We start from the raw sequence: 18,853 nt of genomic DNA, 5'->3' as shown, positions 1-18,853 counted from the left end.
GAATGGTAGTTGGGGATTTTCCGATTGAAACGGATACTATTATTATTGGAGCAGGTCCTGGAGGATATGTAGCTGCAATTCGTGCTGCACAGCTAGGACAAAAAGTTACTATTGTAGAAAAAGCCAATTTAGGCGGAGTATGTTTGAATGTCGGCTGTATTCCATCAAAGGCATTAATTGCAGCTGGTCATCGTTATGAAACAGCAAAGCATTCAGATTCGATTGGAATCACTGCTGAAAATGTTACTGTTGACTTCACAAAAGTACAAAAATGGAAAGGTGAAGTTGTTAACAAACTAACAAGTGGAGTAGAAGGTTTACTTAAAGGGAATAAAGTAAATATTGCACGAGGCGAAGCTTATTTCGTTGATGCAAATACTTTAAGAGTAATGGATGAGCATGCAGCACAAACATACACCTTTAAGAATGCCATTTTGGCAACTGGTTCTCGTCCAATCGAATTGCCTGCCTTTAAATACTCCAAGCGTGTATTAAATTCTACTGGAGCTCTTGCTTTGCAAGAAATTCCTAAAAAGATTGTTTTAATTGGTGGAGGAGTTATCGGTACGGAGCTTGGCGGTGCTTATGCTAATTTTGGTACACAAGTAATTGTCATTGAAGGCTCTGATGATATTTTACCTGGATTTGAAAAACAAATGGCAGCATTAGTTAAACGCAACCTTAAGAAAAAAGGCGCCGAAATTTTTACAAAAGCATCTGCTAAAGGTGTGGAGGAAAGTGAAAACAGTGTTGTCGTTACCGTAGAAATTAAAGGCGAAGAGAAAAAAATCGAAGCCGATTATGTATTTGTAATGGTTGGACGTAGACCTAATACAGATGAATTGGGCTTAGATCAAGTAGGAATTGACATGACAGACCGTGGCTTTATTAACATTGATAAGCAATGTCGTACAAGTGTAAGCAATATCTTTGCAATAGGTGATATTGTAGCTGGTCCACAGCTTGCTCATAAAGCATCCTATGAAGGGAAAATTGCAGCAGAGGCTATATCAGGACATCCTTCTGAAATTGATTACTTAGGGATACCAGCCGTCGTGTTCTCTGAACCAGAACTTGCTTCTGTAGGTTATACAGAAAAACAAGCTAAAGATGAAGGAATCGATATTAATGCTGCTAAATTCCCATTCGCGGCTAATGGGCGTGCTCTTTCCCTAAACGACACAGATGGCTTCTTAAAGCTTATTACTCGTAAGGAAGACGGCCTTGTAATAGGTGCTCAAATAGCAGGTCCAAGTGCATCTGATATGATTGCAGAGTTAGGATTGGCTATCGAGGCTGGAATGACAGCTGAAGATTTAGCGATGACCATTCATGCTCATCCAACCCTTGGAGAAATTACAATGGAAGCAGCAGAGGTTGCTTTAGGAAATCCTATTCATATTATTAAGTAAATAATATAGAAAAAGTCCTCTTCATTTTTGAAGAGGATTTTTTTACGTTAGATTTTGGAATGACCTCCAATGTTAAGGAGTATTATGTTATAAAAAAGATCGTACAAACTATAAATGAAAGCAAATATAGATCATTTCAAAGATTTAAATCTTCACCCCAAATAAATAGATTATTTATATATATAGAATGAAGGTATTGGTGGTGTTGGATATGAGAATTTATATAGTTGTGTTTATACAATTGATGATCTGGAGCAGTTTTTCATTGATCGAATGGCTGTCAAAGAACGATTTGTATTTTTATAAGCTTTTAATGTTTCTTGTTTTTTTCTATTTAGCGATCTTGATTGGTAATCATATTATTAGATCAACAAAATTAGCGTTTTTTGTAACAGTGATGAGTTTAATGATTTATGGTTCTATTCATACTGTATTGTCAGCAATAAATACGAATGTTTTTAATTAAGATCATTTTAATAATCGTCGAATTTCTTCATGTATCGATTCTTTATCGAAAATCCTCGAACTTTTCTTTTCTTTAAAAAAATGGATTCAGCCTTCATATCGATTCAGGCAAGTTCTATTTTTGTTATAAACAAATGATACAACGTTTAATAGTATGTTATATTTTTTTAATTAGTACATACTATATAGGGTTGAAAAAATAAAAGTGTTATATTATTATTAGGTTGTAGAATTAAAAACGCTTACAAATATTAAAAAGGGAGAGTGTCCGAATGGGTATTATTGTTTGTCAAGATTGTAATAGAACAATTGATCATTTTGAAGATGAAAAAGTAACTGTGCTTTACTCTAAATGTGATTGTACATGTCAACAACATAATACGGATGAAGGATAATCTTTCTTTAATACGCAGTGAAAAACAGGGTGTCCCACTTTGGGGTACCCTGTTTTTAATAGTAGGTTTTAACTTTTTCGGCTCTAAGTTTAATAAAACAGAACACGCAAGTCAATCAGGATTTCTTCGTATTGCAGCTTATGTCTTTCGACGCTAATAATGGTGCTTTTGCTTTTCTATTTAATGGCTTTATGTTCTTTAAGAACGCGGAGATATTTAAAATCAAAATCTTCTGGTCCTTGTACAGGAAGTCCAGCTTCCATATTTGTTTTAATGTATTTTAAATTGTCTTCTGTAATAATTTCGCCAGGAATAAAAATAGGTATTCCAGGTGGATAGACCATAATAAATTCAGCAATAATTCGACCATTTGATTGATTAAATGGAACTAGTTCTGTTTCTGTATAAAAAGCATCTCGAGGAGGCAACGCAAGCACAGGTATATTCGGCAGCATCACTTGAACATGAACTTTCTCTGCTAGAGTATGATATTCCTTTGACAGATCCTCAAGGGCATGAATAAGCAAATCAGCTTCTCTTTCACTATCGCCAGGTGTGATAATGCAAAGAATATTGTATAAGTCCGAAAGCTCAACTTCGATATTATAATGCTTTCGCAGCCACTTCTCTACATCAAAACCAGATAAACCAAGGTCCTTTACAGAAATAATTAACTTCGTTGGGTCATAATCATAGGCAGCCTTCGTTTTTAATACTTCTTCTCCAATACAATACAAATGCTCAATACGGTTAATTCTCTCGCGTATAGATTGTGCTAAAGATATGGTTCGATCTAATAATGCTTTCCCTTCAGTCGCTAATCGTTTTCTAGCTACATCTAATGAAGCTAATAATAAATAAGATGTAGAGGTTGTAGTAAGCATACTAAGGATAGTCTGAACTCGTTTATAGGAAACAAGATTTCCTTTTACATTTAATATGGAGCTTTGAGTCAAGGATCCACCTAGCTTATGGACACTTGTAGCTGCCATATCTGCACCTGCCTGCATTGCGGATAATGGCAGATTATCATGGAAATGAATGTGAACTCCATGAGCTTCGTCCACGAGTACAGGAACATGATAAGAATGTGCGATTTCAACAATTCTCTGTAAATCAGCTGATATCCCAAAATAAGTAGGGTTGATAACAAGTACACCTTTTGCATCTGGATTTTGATCAAGCGCTTTTGCAACTGACTCTGGTGTTATCCCATGTGATATCCCAAGTTCTTTGTCGATCTCAGGATGAATGAAAATTGGAACAGCTCCAGAGAACACAATAGCAGACGTAATGGATTTATGAACATTTCGAGGAACAATAATTTTATCCCCTGGTCCACAAACGGTCATAATCATTGCCATAATCGCACCACTTGTTCCTTGAACAGAGAAGAATGTATGATCAGCTCCGAACGCTTTAGCAGCTAGATCCTGTGCTTCTTTTATTATTCCTTTAGGCTGATGAAGATCGTCTAATGGACCAATATTTATTAAATCAATGGATAAAGCGTTCGCGCCAATAAATTCTTTAAATTCAGGATCAATACCAGTACCTTTTTTATGACCAGGAATATGGAATTGAACAGGATTTTTCTTTGCGTGTTCGAGTAAACCATGAAATAATGGAGTTTGATATTGGGACAACTTTAACTAACACCTCTTTATCTATTGTAATAATTTTTAAAAAATAGGAATGAAGTTCATTTTTTTATAAAAATAGAGACTAAATTTTGGGAAAAAACAAACGCTATTTGCATCGTGAAAATAAAAAAAGTCATAAAACAAAAGAATTATAGCATTAATGAAATTCTTTGAAAAGAAATATTTTTTCGATCAAATATTGTGATATTTGTTGCTCCGATATATCTTTTTCTCATAATTTTTTCATGATTTTTGTATTAGTTTCTGAAATAGAAAGGATATTAACCGTTAAAGATCGAAATAAGTTAACAAGTTAGGAAGGCAAGGATATACGACAATAATAAGGTATCTTATTCCTTGGAATTTATTTCTTGGTGGACTAGTAAGATACTTTAAGTACATTGGATATAAAATAACAACAAGATTGTATAAAACAAAAGGGTGAAGGTAATGGAATATCAATATCCAATTGATCCAGATTGGACAACAGAAGAAATTATTGATGTTATTAAATTTTTTGAGTTTATTGAAAAAGCCTATGAGAAAGGGGTTGAAAGAGAACCATTTTTAAAAACTTATAGGCGTTTTAAAGAAATTGTCCCTGGTAAAGCTGACGAAAAGAAAATATGTGGGGAATTTGAAGAGATTAGTGGGTACTCTTCCTATCGCGCAGTCAAAAAGCTTAAAGAAGATTCAGGCATAAATATTATAAAAATGCCCTAAAAGTAACGTTAGGTCTCCTTTTTTACATGGAGGAGACCTAATCATTAAAATTCAAGGAATTGTTTGTACAAAATTATGATATACATGTATTAATAAACTAGTTTATATAATGGAATTAAAGTTTTAAAAACATAATCAATTTTTTCATAAAAATCTTGTTTAGACATATTTATTGCTTCTTCTCTAGGAATTTGATATCCGCATAAAATTTCCGCTTTTTTTACATCTTGTAATCGAAGAAACATGCTGGATAAGTCATTTTTTGAAAGTTTGTCATGCTTTACTGCATCTGGCTTCATATGATCAATTGACCAATCAAATTCATTTGGAATTTGCTTATACACACGATTTAAGTTAGAATGTAGTTTTTTTCCATAATCACTTTTATTTGTTACTTCATAAATAATAGCAAACCAAATGAAAACATGGCTTCCCCATAACCCAATTTGAAAATGGGGTAGCATTTTGTAACCTCTGGGATTACTTGCAAAAGAAACCCAAGTATCCTTAGGCGGGTTGATCGTTCTACGTGCATGCCTTGCAACATGAGCATACATCTCGTTTCCTGTGAGTGAAGATAGGCTTGGAGAAAAATGTCTTCCTAACTCTTCAAGCTTAGGTCGTATGGTTGTTTTCAACGCTTCCATACGTGCTTCTAACCCATCTATTTGAAAAACATTAAAATCATTTTCAGTGAAAAAAGAATTTGTCATACTGTCCTCCTTAAGTCTTTGTCGAATATTTTAACATATTTCGACATAATCCAAAAACGACTTGCACGAAGAGTGGAAAAAATTGAATAATAGGTTAAAGCACAAATTAGTTGCATCGAAAGGAAATTCCTCATAATATAAAAGTAAAAATAATCAGAAAATTATTTAGACTAATGGAAGGGGTGTACTGTCAATGAAACAACTAATGAATTCAATTAAAAAGAATGCAGTTGAAAGAGAGAGAACAGCTGTACTTCGCTTGGAGATGGATTATGAGTTAGCTACATTATTTGAAGCTATGGGAGAAAATAATGAGGATAAGAAGATGGCGAGTAAACAAAAATTAGAAAAGATACGACAGGAGCTTCTTAGACTGAAAGCACTCTAAACCAACCGTAAAAAAGGAGATTTTTAGGTATTATGTTTTTATGCAGCTTGAATAATAATTAGTTAAAACGAACTTCTGTTGAATAAAGGGGTTCGTTTATTATTTTGGTAGCAATTATAAATTGTATTATTGAAAAAAATATACGATCTACCTTTTCAAAAAATCTCCATTTGGGAATGCTAAAACTTGATCGCACTTTCTATTTCCATTAAGCTAAGATTAATGAAAAAATAAATAGGGATCATAATGTATGTATGCATATACATCCTTAAATAAGCTGGAGAGGATGATACGTTTGTCTGACTGGAAAAATATTGATACATATGCGAAAAAGTGGATTCGTGAAGCAGGGGAAGAAATTAAAAAATCTTTTTCTAAAACTTTACATATTCAAACGAAATCTAATCGTAATGACCTTGTAACAGAAATTGATAAAGAAACTGAGCAATTTTTTATAAAAAAAATAAAAGAACATTTTCCAACACATAAAATCTTAGGCGAAGAAGGCTTTGGCGATGAGGTTCATGATCTTTCGGGTATTGTGTGGATTGTTGATCCTATTGATGGAACAATGAATTTTATTCATCAGCAAAGAAATTTTGCTATCTCGATAGGCATTTATGAAGAAGGAGTTGGGAAAATAGGGTTGATTTATGACGTTGTTCATAATGAGCTTTATCATGCTATTAAAGGATACGGCGCTTATATGAATGATCAAGCATTTTCTCCTCTTGAGGAAGTAAAATTAAGTGAAGCCATTATTAGTTTAAATGCGACATGGGTGACGGAAAACAGGAGAATTGATTCGAATATTTTAGCTCCTTTGGTTAAGGAAGCACGCGGGACAAGATCATTTGGCTCAGCGGCGCTCGAGCTTGCTTATATTGCTGCTGGTCGATTAGATGCTTATATCACTATGAGATTATCGCCTTGGGATTTTGCTGCTGGAAAAATATTAGTTGAGGAGCTTGGTGGCGTTGTAACAACATTAAAAGGAGAGCCATTAAACTTACTTAGCCAAAACTCAATATTTATTTCAAAGCCAGGTCTTCATCAAGAAATTATGGATCAATATTTAAAGAATGCAAAATTTTAAAAAGTATAGCATCTAGATAAACTATACGGGAAAACTAGATGATGCCACAAATCAAGCACCCTGATAAGACAGTAAGAAGTATTTACCTCTTTATTGTCATACCAAGGGTGCCTTGTGCTTTTCTTATTTTCCTTGTTCTCTCATTTTCTTTTTTGTTTTAAAGCCATATCCCATTATAAAAACGGTTGCGAAAATACAAAAAAGAATTCCTAATACACTTTTTTCGCTAATCGCGATTCCAATTCCCATAATACATACGGTCGTCAATAATGCAAATAATAAAAAAACCCATTTAATCTGCTTCATGTCAAACCCTCATTTTCTGTTATTTTTATCCATCATTATAAGTGATCTTAGTCTTAATATTAATTTTACATAAAATGATTTTATGTTTCTACTCTCAATGTGCTATAATAAATCAGTTATAATCGTTATTTAATCAATAAGGTGATAAATTAGGTAGGAGTGAACTTTTTTGAAATTAAGAGAAGATATCCGTAATATTGCGATCATTGCTCACGTTGATCATGGGAAAACGACGCTGGTTGATCAATTGTTAAAACAATCTGGTACTTTTCGTTCTAATGAACATGTTGAAGAACGAGCGATGGATTCGAATGATTTAGAAAGAGAACGTGGTATTACCATTTTAGCGAAAAATACAGCCATTCAATATAAAGATAAGCGAATCAATATTCTTGATACACCAGGACATGCGGATTTTGGTGGAGAAGTAGAACGTATTATGAAAATGGTTGATGGTGTTTTATTAGTTGTTGATGCATATGAAGGGTGTATGCCGCAAACTCGTTTTGTATTAAAAAAAGCATTAGAACAAAATCTTACACCAATTGTTGTCGTTAATAAAATTGACCGTGACTTTGCACGTCCTGAGGAAGTTATTGATGAAGTATTGGATTTATTTATTGAATTAGATGCAAATGAAGAGCAATTAGATTTCCCGGTTATCTATGCATCTGCCATCAATGGAACTGCAAGTGTAGACCCGCATAAACAAGATGAAAACATGCAATCACTTTATGATGCAATCGTTGAACACATACCCGCACCAGTTGATAATCGAGAAGAGCCGTTACAATTCCAAATTGCTCTATTAGATTATAATGACTATGTTGGAAGAATCGGGATTGGCCGAGTGTTTCGAGGGAAAATTCATGTAGGTCAACAAGTTGCACTAATGAAGCTAGATGGTACGGTTAAGTCTTTTAGAGTAACGAAAATTTTTGGCTTTTTCGGCTTAAAACGTGAAGAAATTCAAGAAGCAAATGCTGGTGATTTAATTGCTGTTTCAGGAATGGAAGATATCAATGTCGGAGAAACAGTATGTCCAATTGATCATCAGGATGCTTTGCCTGTATTAAGAATTGACGAGCCAACGCTACAAATGACTTTTCTTGTTAATAATAGTCCATTTGCTGGACGTGAAGGGAAGTACCTTACTTCAAGAAAAATTGAAGAAAGGCTTCGAGCGCAATTAGAAACAGATGTAAGTTTAAGAGTAGAAAATACTGACTCCCCAGATGCATGGACTGTTTCAGGTCGTGGAGAGCTTCATTTGTCTATTTTAATTGAAAATATGCGTCGTGAAGGCTACGAGCTTCAAGTTTCTAAGCCAGAAGTTATTGTAAGAGAAGTTGATGGTGTTCGTTGTGAACCAGTTGAGCGTGTGCAAATTGATGTACCAGAAGAGCATACTGGTGCTGTAATGGAATCGATTGGAGCACGAAAAGGTGAAATGCTTGATATGATCAATAATGGTAATGGTCAGGTTCGATTAATTTTTAATGTACCTGCTAGAGGCCTTATTGGTTATACAACAGAGTTTTTAACTTTAACACGCGGTTACGGCATTATTAATCATACATTTGATAGCTACCAGCCAATGCAACAAGGTCAAGTTGGGGGAAGGCGTCAAGGTGTGCTTGTTTCAATGGAAACTGGTAAAGCGTCTACTTATGGTATTATGCAAGTCGAAGATCGTGGGGTAATATTTGTAGAATCTGGTACTGAAATATATGAAGGTATGATTGTTGGTGAGCATAATCGTGATAATGACATTACCGTTAATATTACAAAAGTAAAGCAAGCTACCAACGTACGTTCTGCAACAAAGGATCAAACTACTACAATGAAAAAGCCTAGAATCATGACATTAGAGGAGTCTTTAGAATATTTAAATGAAGATGAATATTGCGAGGTTACTCCTGAGTCAATTCGATTACGTAAAAAAATTCTAGATAAGAATGAACGTGAAAGAGTAGCAAAGAAAAAGAAATATGCAGAACAAAACTAAGTTCTAATCAGATTACCCAATAATGCTTTGCATGATTGGGTAATTTTGTTTTTTGATAGGGGAGTTTTAGCTTTTTTATAAAGTACGCAGGTTTATAGCTTCAGGCGCCATTGGCTCTATGGTCTAGCAAACTGTCCGAGAAGGTAAAGAACATTTTTCCTAGCAAGTTGACTTTACTCTTGCTGTTGATAGTCGATGCTTTGCACGAAGATTCTTATTGATGAAATTCTTATGGAGAGGATTGGAGGATCGAAGAAGAATGGATGTTAATGACCGCCTTTCTTTTTTTGCTTCTTTATACGAAGTACACGAACATCCTTTACTTGGGATGTGGCTCCTTTATTTCACCATCATTCTGTTGTGCATTATCGTTTTCAAATTAGGCTTTGCTCGAAAGCTACCTGTTATAAAATCAGCAGTCATATATGTATTTCTTATATTAGGATGTACGGTATTAACCTTTTTTGGCGTTTTCCTACCGATTGCAGAAGGATTAGTAGTTGCAGCAATCATATTAATCATCTATAAAATACGGCTGCATGCTGAAAGAAAACGAAATCATTCTGCTTAGGTTTTTTGTTTAAATTCAATAGAAAAAATATGAAAAAGAGACCACCCATGAATTGTTGTGAAACATCTCATTAGGGTTTGGTCTCTTTTTTTTTTTGACTGTAAATAAAATATAAAATTTTAGAAGGCAGACTGCTGTCTAGCTATAGCGCCTAACCCTAGTGAAAAATAACCGTTTGTCTCTAAAAGTAAAAAGCACTTTTCGAGTCAAATGAACATTTTTCTTCAGAGCTGATCAAGGCGCTTCCGCTTTCTTATTTTTAGTTCATTTCATTATTACTAATTTTGACTATATTAGAATGCTTTTGGTTATCTTTCTTTTTTGTTTTTTCTGTAATCCTATTATCACATTCCTTACACATATATGTGTGAATTGGTCGATTTCGAAGTCGCTTTGCTTGGAAGGAATGGTCATCGATCGATTCAATTTTATCACATAACACACATTTTACTTTCATCATTTGCACCTCATTCCTTCATATACTTGAAGTATAGATGGGTATTAGTTTTATTATAATATAATTTTTCAAAAGGATCGAATTTGATTTCTTATAGTGATTGTTTCCTTTTTGAGTTGGATATGTAGGGAATTCAATCTTAAAACATCATACATTCAGGATGTATGTGTGAAATAGTTGAAAGAAGTGGAGGGAAATAATATGATAATAAAATAAGGAGGGTTGTATATGGCAAATCTTGTTGAACCAAAATTAGTAAAACCTTTATTTGATGTATTACAAAGCGAACGTTTTGTAACGATTGCGACAATTGATCATGAAACAGGAGGACCCAATGTTAGTTCCATTTCATGGGTGTTAGCTAAAGATGAATCAACAATTTATTTTGCAGTTGATAACCGTTCAAGAATATTGCAGAACTTGTTACAAAATAAACAAATGGTTATAAATGTTATTGCAAATGAGTCTACATATTCAATTAGTGGAAAGGCTTCTATAAAAATAAACAAAATGGAGAATATTCCATTAAAGCTTGCGTTAATTGAACTCGTAATAAATGAGGTTCGTGATGTAATGTTCTATGGATCAAAAATTATTATAGAACCTCAATATGATAAAACATACGATAAGGTGGCCGCAGCCCGATTAGATAAACAAGTGATGGATGAAATGAGAAATGCGTAATCAATTTTTTATTCAAAAGCTTCGTTAAATAGTACTGTTGATAATAGCTATTCTTAAAATAAAAACAGGCACCTTTTAAGATGCCTAGCGAATTTTAGTATTCATTTCTAATTCAATAGCAGTTAATCTTTATAATGGTTTGATTGTTTTTCTTGTTTTTCTTCTAATGATTGTTTTTCAGAACCTTCAAGCTTATTTTTTGGTTTTTCAACAGCATTCTTTGGTTTTGGGTCGATCATATCTGCTGGAATTTCTGGCATCAATCGACCAGTAATGTCAGACAGTTCATTAACGATCCCTTGAATAGGCTTACCGTTTTGAATATCCTCTGATATTTCTTTTAGCCTTGCATTTACATCTGGATCAGCAATTACGACGGCACGAGCGCCGTGAGGATCTTTTTTTAAGCTTTCTGCAACCGAATACTTAATAGATCCAACTTCGGATCGATCAATATTTCGATCTACATCGATTCCAACAATAGCAAATTTCCCTAGTACAACTGCTGTAGCATCGTTTACATTAGGAATACTAGTGGCTAAATTAACTAAATGTTTTGAAATTTTTTGGCCGGTTTCTCTATCAACTTCCTGAATGGAACTATTTTTAACAGTTATTAAATTTTCTTTTTTTGGTTCTGTTGCTTTATTATTTGCTACACAGCCTGTGATAATCATAAGTACGCTTGTAAGTACAAATATTGTTTTCATTTTTTACCACCTCGAAGGATCTATTGTTCTTATTTGTAATATTTTGGTTCTTTTTATGGATAATTATTTTTAATGAAAATTGCACGAAACGTTATTCAATCACTGAACATATACTAGTATTAGCTAAATGGTGAAATGTATTGATGTTTGTTATTATGCAATTGTTCTTCTATCTTTATTCGAAAAAACATATATTTTACCAAAGTTCTATCCGCATAAGTAGGATGGCAGCAAAATATTACGACGCAAGAGGAGCAGGGGGCATCTGATTGAGTAAAATATACGTGTTAGATACCAATGTCTTGTTACAAGATCCATATTCAATCTTTTCTTTCGAAGACAATGAAGTTGTTATTCCAGCTGTAGTATTAGAAGAAGTGGATTCCAAAAAGCGATATATGGACGAGATCGGAAGAAATGCAAGACAAGTATCAAGATTAATCGACAATCTAAGAGAGGCGGGAAAATTGCATGAAAAAATCCCTCTTGAAAATGGCGGTACAATTCGAATTGAATTAAACCATCGATCATTCTTGCAGCTTCAAGATATTTTTGTCGAAAAAACAAATGATAATCGAATACTTGCAGTTGCAAAGAATCTTTCCATAGAGGAAGCTGCGAAAGAATATGGAAAACCAGTAATTTTAGTAAGTAAGGACACACTTGTTAGGGTAAAAGCAGATGCGATTGGGTTAATTTCAGAAGACTTTTTAAGTGATCGAGTTGTTGAAGATGAACTTTTATATACAGGTTTTATGGAGATACATGTAAGCCTTGATATACTTGATCAATTTTATGAAAAGGGTCAATTAATGATATCTGAAATTGCGCAAAAAACTTTTTATCCAAATCAATTTATTATATTAAAGGATGTTTTAGGCTCATCTTCTTCCGCTATTGGTATGATTGATCAAAGTGGATTGAAAATAAAAAAAATGGTTTTTGATCATGAACATATATGGGGGATTCGTCCGAGAAATGTTCAGCAAACGATGGCTATTGAATTATTGCTCCGTAAAGACTTACCTTTAGTAACGTTAGTCGGGAAAGCAGGAACAGGAAAAACATTGCTGGCCTTAGCTTCTGGACTTATGCAAACAGAGGATTATGGAGATTATAAAAAATTACTTGTAGCTAGACCTATTGTACCAGTTGGAAAGGATCTTGGTTTCCTGCCTGGTGAAAAGGAAGAAAAGCTGCGTCCTTGGATGCAACCGATTTTTGATAATTTAGAATATTTATTCAATACAAAAAAACCAGGCGAGATCGAAGCTATTTTAGCGGGAATGGGCTCCATTGAGGTTGAAGCATTGTCTTATATAAGAGGGAGAAGTATCCCTGATCAATTTATTATTATTGACGAAGCACAAAACTTAACAAAACATGAAGTAAAAACGATTTTAACTCGTGTTGGGGAAGGCAGTAAAATTGTATTAATGGGAGATCCAGAACAAATTGATCACCCATATTTAGATGCTTATAACAATGGACTTTCTTATGTTGTTGAACGTTTTAAAGATCAAATGATAGCAGGTCATGTAAAGCTGGTAAAAGGAGAAAGATCTGGGCTTGCACAATTAGCAGCTGACCTATTGTAAAATTAAATTAGTAAAGGAAGGGGTCATGGATTTTTTTCACATGGCCCCTCTTTTTTTGCTTTAAGAACAAAATTGGATTCTATTAGATTAATCCTAAACATATTCATAGTACTAACTAAAAAAAGAGCTTTCATAAAAAAAGGTGTTTATTGGGAAATAAACGAACTTTTTGATAGTTCTTGCTTTTTTGCAAGCTTGAGTTTACAATTTATGAATAGGGACAATCGCTCGGAAACGGGGGGAGATCAATTTTGAATTTTGAAGTGATCATTGATCATAAAGAAAAGGCATATGCTCTTTTAAAAGCTGATGCAAAAAAAATCCTAAAATTAATAAAGGTTCAAATGGACAACTTAACTATGCCTCAATGTCCTTTATATGAAGAAGTATTAGATACCCAAATGTTCGGATTATCAAGAGAAATAGATTTTGCTGTACGACTTGGTTTAATTGAAGAAAAAGACGGTAAGGCTATTTTAGATGAACTTGAGATAGAGCTTTCAATCCTACATGAGGCTTCGATAAGAAAATAGAAGTGAAAACTCAAACAACTTCTTAATTGTTTGAGTTTTTTTTGCAAAAAAACTTATATTTGTCCTAGTGTTTCAAATTATTCGTCCTAAATAATGTGTATATTTATAAGTTTTATTACATATTTGAGCGGAACTTTTTTTATAAATATGCTATATTAAAAAGAGTTTTTCTTCTTATTCAAATGCAGGAGATTCTTCACTATAGTAGAATAAGTAATACAACTTCGAAATATAGGAGAAGAGGATGGATGTTAAAAAAAATCTTAAAATCATATGACTACTCATTAATTATTGTTACCGTATTATTGGTTATTTTTGGACTCATTATGATCTATAGTGCAAGTATGGTTACAGCCGTTCAGCGATATGATAAAGCTAGTAATTTTTTTTATGAGAAACAAAAAATCAATATTATTCTTGCTGGCTTCACTTTTATTCTAACAGCATTATTCCCATATAAAGCATTTCAAAGCAATAAGTTTTTAATTCCTATGGTTTTTATTTCAATCGTTGGTCTTGGAAGTATTTTTTTGTTTGGTCATGAAGCAGGGAATGCACAAAGCTGGTTTAAATTAGGTTTAAGGAATATTCAGCCATCGGAATTTGTGAAACTCTGTGTTATTATTTATCTTGCAGCTGTTTATGCCAAAAAGCAATCTTACATTAATGAATTTAATAAAGGAGTAGCACCGCCTCTTGTTTACTTGGGGTTGGTTTGCTTGCTTATCGTTATTCAACCTGACTTTGGGACAGCAGCGATAATTTTTGCCATAGCTGTTTCCATCATCTTTTCCTCTGGTATGAGCTATAGAAATATTGGAAAGCTATGTTTAATTGGCTTAGTATTTCTCCTTCTGCTAATGGTTGGTTTGAAGGGTAAAATATTTTCAGATAATCAAATGGATCGTATTGAAGCATTTAAAGACCCTTTTCAATATGAACAAACAATTGGGTATCACATGTCTAACTCCTATATCGCTCTCGGTGCTGGCGGCATAAAAGGTTTAGGTCTAGGTCAAAGTATTCAAAAGTTAGGTTACTTACCTGAATCTCATACTGATTTTATTATGGCGGTTGTCGCAGAAGAGTTAGGTGTTTTTGGAGTTTGCTTTGTTCTGCTTGGATTAGGATATATTGTCTTAAGAGGGCTTTATGTAGGAATGAGATGTAAAGATCCTTTTGGAAGCTTATTAGCCATAGGGATCTCAAGTATGATTGGGATTCAATCCTTTATAAATTTAGGAGGAGTTTCAGGGGTCATTCCTTTAACAGGGGTTCCGCTGCCTTTTATTAGCTATGGGGGGTCTTCCTTACTTCAGCTGGCCATTTCAATGGGGATATTAGTAAATGTATCAATGTTTGTTCAGTATGAGGAAAAGTACAAAGCAAAAGAGGAACAGCAAAATCCAGTTCAAAAACAAAAGGTTTATCATAATGTTTTTCAACATCGTAATTAGGGTAAATCAGTAAGAGAATAAATAAACAGTTCTTTTTAACAAAGATTTTTATGAGCTCTTGATCTATTTATGGTGAAGTTTATTTCATTATTTTAGGTTAATTACACATAATAAAATACATAATAGACGAGGTGTTTCTTTTGAGTAGACGCATCAATAAAGTATTAGTAGCAAATAGAGGAGAAATAGCAATTCGTGTGTTTCGAGCATGTACTGAATTGGACATTAAAACAGTAGCTATTTATTCAAAAGAGGATTCTGGATCCTATCATCGATACAAAGCTGATGAAGCTTACATTGTTGGGAAAGGAAAAAAACCGATTGACGCCTATTTAGATATTGATGGAATTATCGATATTGCAAAAGCAAGCGGTGTGGATGCGATCCATCCAGGGTATGGATTTTTATCTGAAAATATTTTATTTGCTAAACGTTGTGAAGATGAAGGAATTATCTTTATTGGACCTAAATCTGAGCACTTAAATATGTTTGGAGATAAAGTAAAAGCAAGAACTCAAGCAGAACTTGCAAAAATCCCAGTCATTCCAGGCAGTGATGGGCCAATAGATAGCGTAGAAGATGTAATTCAATTTGGAACAACTCATGGTTTCCCGATTATCATTAAAGCTTCTCTTGGCGGTGGCGGTAGAGGAATGAGGATTGTCCGCAGCCTTGAGGAAGTAAATGAGGCATATGATCGTGCTAAGTCAGAAGCGAAGGCTGCTTTTGGAAATGATGAGGTTTATGTTGAAAAATTTATTGAAAATCCAAAGCATATCGAAGTTCAAATTCTTGCTGACCAACATGGGAACGTTGTTCATCTATATGAGAGAGACTGTTCCGTTCAGCGTCGTCATCAAAAGGTTGTAGAAGTTGCACCTTGTGTTTCAATCACTGATGAATTACGTGAGCGTATCTGTGCTGCAGCAGTTCATTTAATGAAAAACGTAGATTATATTAATGCTGGTACAGTTGAATTCTTATTATCTGGGAATGAATTTTATTTCATTGAAGTAAACCCAAGGGTACAGGTTGAGCATACGATCACTGAAATGGTAACAGGAATTGATATCGTACAAACGCAAATTCTTGTTGCTGAAGGTCACAATCTTCATGGCGATGAGATTTTGATTCCTGAGCAAAAGGATATTCAATTAAATGGATATGCGATTCAGTCAAGGGTAACAACAGAGGATCCATTAAATAACTTTATGCCGGATACAGGAAAAATCATGGCGTATCGTTCTGGTGGAGGATTTGGGGTCCGTCTAGATGCAGGAAATGGTTTCCAAGGATCTGTTATTACACCATATTATGACTCTTTGCTTGTTAAGCTTTCTACTTGGGCGTTAACTTTTGAGCATGCAGCAGCTAAAATGAGTCGGAATTTAAAAGAATTTCGTATTCGTGGTATAAAAACGAACATTCCGTTCCTTGAAAATGTTGTTAAACATAAAAGCTTCTTAAATGGTGAATATAACACAGCCTTTATTGATACTACACCTGAACTATTTATTTTTCCTGTAAGTAAGGACAGAGGAACAAAAATGTTAAATTATATTGGGAATGTTACAGTTAATGGATTCCCAGGAATAGATAAAAAGAAAAGACCTGTCTTTTCAAATCCAAGAATTCCAAAAATCAGCAGTGATTTAGAATATAAAGATGGAACAAAACAAATTCTAGATCAGTTTGGAGCAGATGGGCTTGTTGATTGGGTAAAGTACAAAAAAGAAGTTTTATTAACAGATACAACTTTCCGCGATGCCCATCAATCCTTACTAGCAACAAGAATTAGAACAAATGATTTGACACATATTGCTGAGCCTTCAGCTAAGCTATTGCCGGATCTATTTTCTTTTGAGATGTGGGGAGGAGCTACCTTTGATGTAGCCTATCGTTTCCTAAAAGAAGATCCATGGGATCGTTTAATTACCTTAAGAAAACAAATTCCTAATGTTCTATTCCAGATGCTGCTTCGAGCATCAAATGCGGTAGGTTATAAAAACTATCCAGACAATGTGATTCGTGAATTTGTAGAGAAATCTGCACATGCAGGGATTGATGTATTCAGAATTTTTGACAGTTTGAACTGGGTTAAAGGAATGGAAGTAGCGATTGATGCTGTAAGACAATCAGGGAAAATTGCAGAAGCTTCTATTTGTTATACAGGAGATTTTACAAATCCAAGCAGATCAAAGTATGATCTTGCCTATTATAAAAATATTGCCAAGGAATTAGAGCAGCAAGGTGCCCACATTCTTGGTATTAAAGATATGGCCGGTTTGTTAAAACCACAAGCAGCCTATCAATTAATTTCAGAATTGAAAGAAACAGTTAATATCCCAATTCATCTCCATACTCATGATACAAGCGGCAATGGTGTAATTACGTATGCGAAAGCTATTGAAGCTGGTGTTGATATTGTAGATGTGGCCTTAAGTACAATGGCTGGATTAACATCGCAGCCAAGTGCAAGCACTCTTTATTATGCATTGGAAGGTGCAGATAGAAAGCCTACAGTGAATGTAAAAGCCCTTGAAGAGTTGTCTCATTATTGGGAGGATGTTCGCAAATATTATCAGGATTTTGAGAGTGGAATGGTTGCTCCTCATACTGAGATTTATCAGCATGAAATGCCGGGTGGTCAATATAGTAATCTTCAACAACAAGCAAAAGCTGTTGGTTTAGGCGATCAATGGGATGAAGTAAAAGAGATGTATGCGCGAGTGAATCAAATGTTTGGCGATATCGTAAAAGTTACACCTTCTTCAAAAGTAGTTGGAGATATGGCCCTATACATGGTTCAAAATGAATTAACAGAAGAAGATGTAATCCAAAAAGGAGCTTCTTTAGATTTTCCAGATTCCGTTGTTGAGCTATTTGAAGGGTATTTGGGACAACCTTATGGAGGATTCCCGAAAGAACTTCAAAAAGTGATCCTAAAAGGGAAAAAGCCAATTGAAGTCCGACCTGGTGAACTGTTAGAGGATATAGACTTTAATGAAATAACAGAGCAGCTTTCTAAAGAGCTTGGCAGACAGGTAACAGACTTTGATGCGATTGCATATGCTTTATATCCAAAAGTATTCATGGAATATGTAAAAACAGCTGATTTATACGGTAATATCTCTGTATTAGATACACCTACTTTCCTATATGGTATGCGTCTAGGGGAAGAAATTGAAGTTGAAATTGAAACTGGAAAAACATTAATTGTTAAGCTATTGTCCATTGGACAATCACAACCCGATGGAACGAGAGTTATTTATTTTGAATTAAACGGTCAGCCTCGTGAAGTAGTCATTAAAGATGAAAGTATTAAATCAACAGTTGTTTCTAAAATTAAAGCAGATCCAAGTAATCAAAACCATATTGCTGCTTCTATGCCAGGAACAGTTATTAAAGTACTTGTAGAAAAAGGCGAGAAAGTGGCGCAAGGTGATCACTTAATGATTACAGAAGCAATGAAAATGGAAACAACCGTACAAGCTCCCTTCTCTGGTATTGTAAAGGATATTTTTGTTTCAAACGGAGAAGCTATTCAAACTGGCGATTTATTAATCGAGCTATCAAAATAAGCACTATCCTGTAAATAATAAATAAGCGTCTAAAGGATTGTCTACCTTTAGGCGCTTATTTTTTTACTACAGCTAAGGAAACGACTCATGTTAAAAAGGAGCATTTCTAAAAG

The 18,853-nt window shown here is 34.2% G+C and carries 18 protein-coding genes; 13 read left to right on the top strand and 5 right to left on the bottom strand.

The window, feature by feature from the left end:
• Positions 1 to 2 precede the first annotated feature (2 nt).
• From lpdA to FDO66_RS05040, 3 genes are all read left to right on the top strand, one after another.
• A complete protein-coding gene (gene lpdA, locus FDO66_RS05050; RefSeq protein WP_141431334.1) occupies positions 3 to 1,412 on the top strand; it encodes a dihydrolipoyl dehydrogenase in 1,410 nt (469 codons plus the stop codon).
• Positions 1,413 to 1,623: 211 nt separating this feature from the next.
• Positions 1,624 to 1,878, top strand: coding sequence for a hypothetical protein (locus tag FDO66_RS05045; RefSeq protein ID WP_141431333.1), 255 nt, complete (start codon positions 1,624 to 1,626; stop codon positions 1,876 to 1,878).
• A 271-nt stretch (positions 1,879 to 2,149) separates the two neighbouring features.
• Positions 2,150 to 2,272, top strand: coding sequence for a GapA-binding peptide SR1P (locus FDO66_RS05040; protein ID WP_141431332.1), 123 nt, complete (start codon positions 2,150 to 2,152; stop codon positions 2,270 to 2,272).
• Between the two features lie 176 nt (positions 2,273 to 2,448).
• On the opposite strand, the gene FDO66_RS05035 is transcribed toward FDO66_RS05040, so the two are convergent.
• Positions 2,449 to 3,918, bottom strand: a complete 1,470-nt coding sequence (locus FDO66_RS05035) for an aminotransferase class I/II-fold pyridoxal phosphate-dependent enzyme (protein WP_141431331.1) — start codon at positions 3,916 to 3,918, stop codon at positions 2,449 to 2,451.
• Positions 3,919 to 4,365: 447 nt separating this feature from the next.
• Between FDO66_RS05035 and FDO66_RS05030 the strand changes: the two genes are divergently transcribed.
• A complete protein-coding gene (locus tag FDO66_RS05030; protein WP_141431330.1) occupies positions 4,366 to 4,638 on the top strand; it encodes a UPF0223 family protein in 273 nt (90 codons plus the stop codon).
• A gap of 89 nt (positions 4,639 to 4,727) precedes the next feature.
• Here FDO66_RS05030 and FDO66_RS05025 read toward each other — a convergent pair whose 3' ends face one another.
• On the bottom strand, positions 4,728 to 5,351 hold the full coding sequence (locus tag FDO66_RS05025) for a YktB family protein (protein WP_141431329.1): 624 nt from the start codon (positions 5,349 to 5,351) through the stop codon (positions 4,728 to 4,730).
• A gap of 193 nt (positions 5,352 to 5,544) precedes the next feature.
• Here FDO66_RS05025 and FDO66_RS05020 point away from each other — a divergent pair, with 193 nt between their 5' ends.
• On the top strand, positions 5,545 to 5,739 hold the full coding sequence (locus FDO66_RS05020; protein WP_141431328.1) for a hypothetical protein: 195 nt from the start codon (positions 5,545 to 5,547) through the stop codon (positions 5,737 to 5,739).
• Between the two features lie 295 nt (positions 5,740 to 6,034).
• Positions 6,035 to 6,835: an inositol monophosphatase family protein gene (locus tag FDO66_RS05015; RefSeq protein ID WP_141431327.1), complete on the top strand. Its 801-nt coding sequence runs from the start codon at positions 6,035 to 6,037 to the stop codon at positions 6,833 to 6,835.
• Positions 6,836 to 6,958: 123 nt separating this feature from the next.
• Here the strand turns inward: FDO66_RS05015 and FDO66_RS05010 are convergent, their stop codons facing one another.
• On the bottom strand, positions 6,959 to 7,141 hold the full coding sequence (locus FDO66_RS05010; protein WP_141431326.1) for a YlaF family protein: 183 nt from the start codon (positions 7,139 to 7,141) through the stop codon (positions 6,959 to 6,961).
• Positions 7,142 to 7,310: 169 nt separating this feature from the next.
• Between FDO66_RS05010 and typA the strand changes: the two genes are divergently transcribed.
• Together typA and FDO66_RS05000 are read left to right on the top strand one after the other, a co-directional pair.
• Entirely contained in the window at positions 7,311 to 9,149 is a 1,839-nt protein-coding gene (gene typA, locus FDO66_RS05005) for a translational GTPase TypA (protein WP_141431325.1), read from the top strand.
• Between the two features lie 259 nt (positions 9,150 to 9,408).
• On the top strand, positions 9,409 to 9,720 hold the full coding sequence (locus FDO66_RS05000) for a YlaH-like family protein (protein ID WP_141431324.1): 312 nt from the start codon (positions 9,409 to 9,411) through the stop codon (positions 9,718 to 9,720).
• A 259-nt stretch (positions 9,721 to 9,979) separates the two neighbouring features.
• Here the strand turns inward: FDO66_RS05000 and FDO66_RS04995 are convergent, their stop codons facing one another.
• Positions 9,980 to 10,180, bottom strand: coding sequence for a YlaI family protein (locus FDO66_RS04995; protein WP_258535578.1), 201 nt, complete (start codon positions 10,178 to 10,180; stop codon positions 9,980 to 9,982).
• A 225-nt stretch (positions 10,181 to 10,405) separates the two neighbouring features.
• Here FDO66_RS04995 and FDO66_RS04990 point away from each other — a divergent pair, with 225 nt between their 5' ends.
• Positions 10,406 to 10,861 carry a pyridoxamine 5'-phosphate oxidase family protein gene (locus tag FDO66_RS04990; RefSeq protein ID WP_141431323.1) on the top strand — a complete coding sequence of 152 codons (456 nt, stop codon included), beginning with the start codon at positions 10,406 to 10,408 and terminating at the stop codon, positions 10,859 to 10,861.
• Between the two features lie 122 nt (positions 10,862 to 10,983).
• Here FDO66_RS04990 and FDO66_RS04985 read toward each other — a convergent pair whose 3' ends face one another.
• On the bottom strand, positions 10,984 to 11,571 hold the full coding sequence (locus FDO66_RS04985) for a YhcN/YlaJ family sporulation lipoprotein (protein WP_141431322.1): 588 nt from the start codon (positions 11,569 to 11,571) through the stop codon (positions 10,984 to 10,986).
• 269 nt (positions 11,572 to 11,840) lie between these two features.
• Between FDO66_RS04985 and FDO66_RS04980 the strand changes: the two genes are divergently transcribed.
• The 4 genes from FDO66_RS04980 (at position 11,841) to pyc (ending at position 18,740) form a co-directional block, all read left to right on the top strand.
• Positions 11,841 to 13,169: a PhoH family protein gene (locus tag FDO66_RS04980; protein ID WP_141431321.1), complete on the top strand. Its 1,329-nt coding sequence runs from the start codon at positions 11,841 to 11,843 to the stop codon at positions 13,167 to 13,169.
• Between the two features lie 251 nt (positions 13,170 to 13,420).
• Positions 13,421 to 13,702, top strand: coding sequence for an Fpa/YlaN family protein (locus FDO66_RS04975; protein WP_141431320.1), 282 nt, complete (start codon positions 13,421 to 13,423; stop codon positions 13,700 to 13,702).
• Positions 13,703 to 13,950: 248 nt separating this feature from the next.
• Positions 13,951 to 15,159 (top strand): FtsW/RodA/SpoVE family cell cycle protein, encoded by a 1,209-nt coding sequence (locus tag FDO66_RS04970; protein ID WP_141431319.1) that lies wholly within the window; start codon positions 13,951 to 13,953, stop codon positions 15,157 to 15,159.
• A 140-nt stretch (positions 15,160 to 15,299) separates the two neighbouring features.
• Entirely contained in the window at positions 15,300 to 18,740 is a 3,441-nt protein-coding gene (gene pyc / locus FDO66_RS04965) for a pyruvate carboxylase (protein WP_141431318.1), read from the top strand.
• Positions 18,741 to 18,853 lie beyond the last annotated feature (113 nt).

Source organism: Bacillus sp. 03113, from assembly GCF_006546985.1.
GTDB lineage: Bacteria > Bacillota > Bacilli > Bacillales > Cytobacillaceae > VATK01.
The sequence above is the reverse complement of the archived record's forward strand: the minus strand, read 5'-3'. Positions and strand labels throughout refer to the sequence as shown.

Bases quoted from the DNA above. Each gene is read 5' to 3' on its own strand.
- FDO66_RS04995 (WP_258535578.1), bottom strand. From the start codon at position 10,180: ATGATGAAAGTAAAATGTGTGTTATGTGATAAAATTGAATCGATCGAT.
- FDO66_RS05020 (WP_141431328.1), top strand. From the start codon at position 5,545: ATGAAACAACTAATGAATTCAATTAAAAAGAATGCAGTTGAAAGAGAG.
- FDO66_RS05040 (WP_141431332.1), top strand. From the start codon at position 2,150: ATGGGTATTATTGTTTGTCAAGATTGTAATAGAACAATTGATCATTTT.
- FDO66_RS05025 (WP_141431329.1), bottom strand. From the start codon at position 5,351: ATGACAAATTCTTTTTTCACTGAAAATGATTTTAATGTTTTTCAAATA.
- FDO66_RS05045 (WP_141431333.1), top strand. From the start codon at position 1,624: ATGAGAATTTATATAGTTGTGTTTATACAATTGATGATCTGGAGCAGT.
- lpdA (WP_141431334.1), top strand. From the start codon at position 3: ATGGTAGTTGGGGATTTTCCGATTGAAACGGATACTATTATTATTGGA.
- FDO66_RS05000 (WP_141431324.1), top strand. From the start codon at position 9,409: ATGGATGTTAATGACCGCCTTTCTTTTTTTGCTTCTTTATACGAAGTA.
- FDO66_RS05030 (WP_141431330.1), top strand. From the start codon at position 4,366: ATGGAATATCAATATCCAATTGATCCAGATTGGACAACAGAAGAAATT.
- FDO66_RS04985 (WP_141431322.1), bottom strand. From the start codon at position 11,571: ATGAAAACAATATTTGTACTTACAAGCGTACTTATGATTATCACAGGC.
- FDO66_RS04990 (WP_141431323.1), top strand. From the start codon at position 10,406: ATGGCAAATCTTGTTGAACCAAAATTAGTAAAACCTTTATTTGATGTA.
- FDO66_RS04970 (WP_141431319.1), top strand. From the start codon at position 13,951: ATGTTAAAAAAAATCTTAAAATCATATGACTACTCATTAATTATTGTT.
- FDO66_RS05010 (WP_141431326.1), bottom strand. From the start codon at position 7,141: ATGAAGCAGATTAAATGGGTTTTTTTATTATTTGCATTATTGACGACC.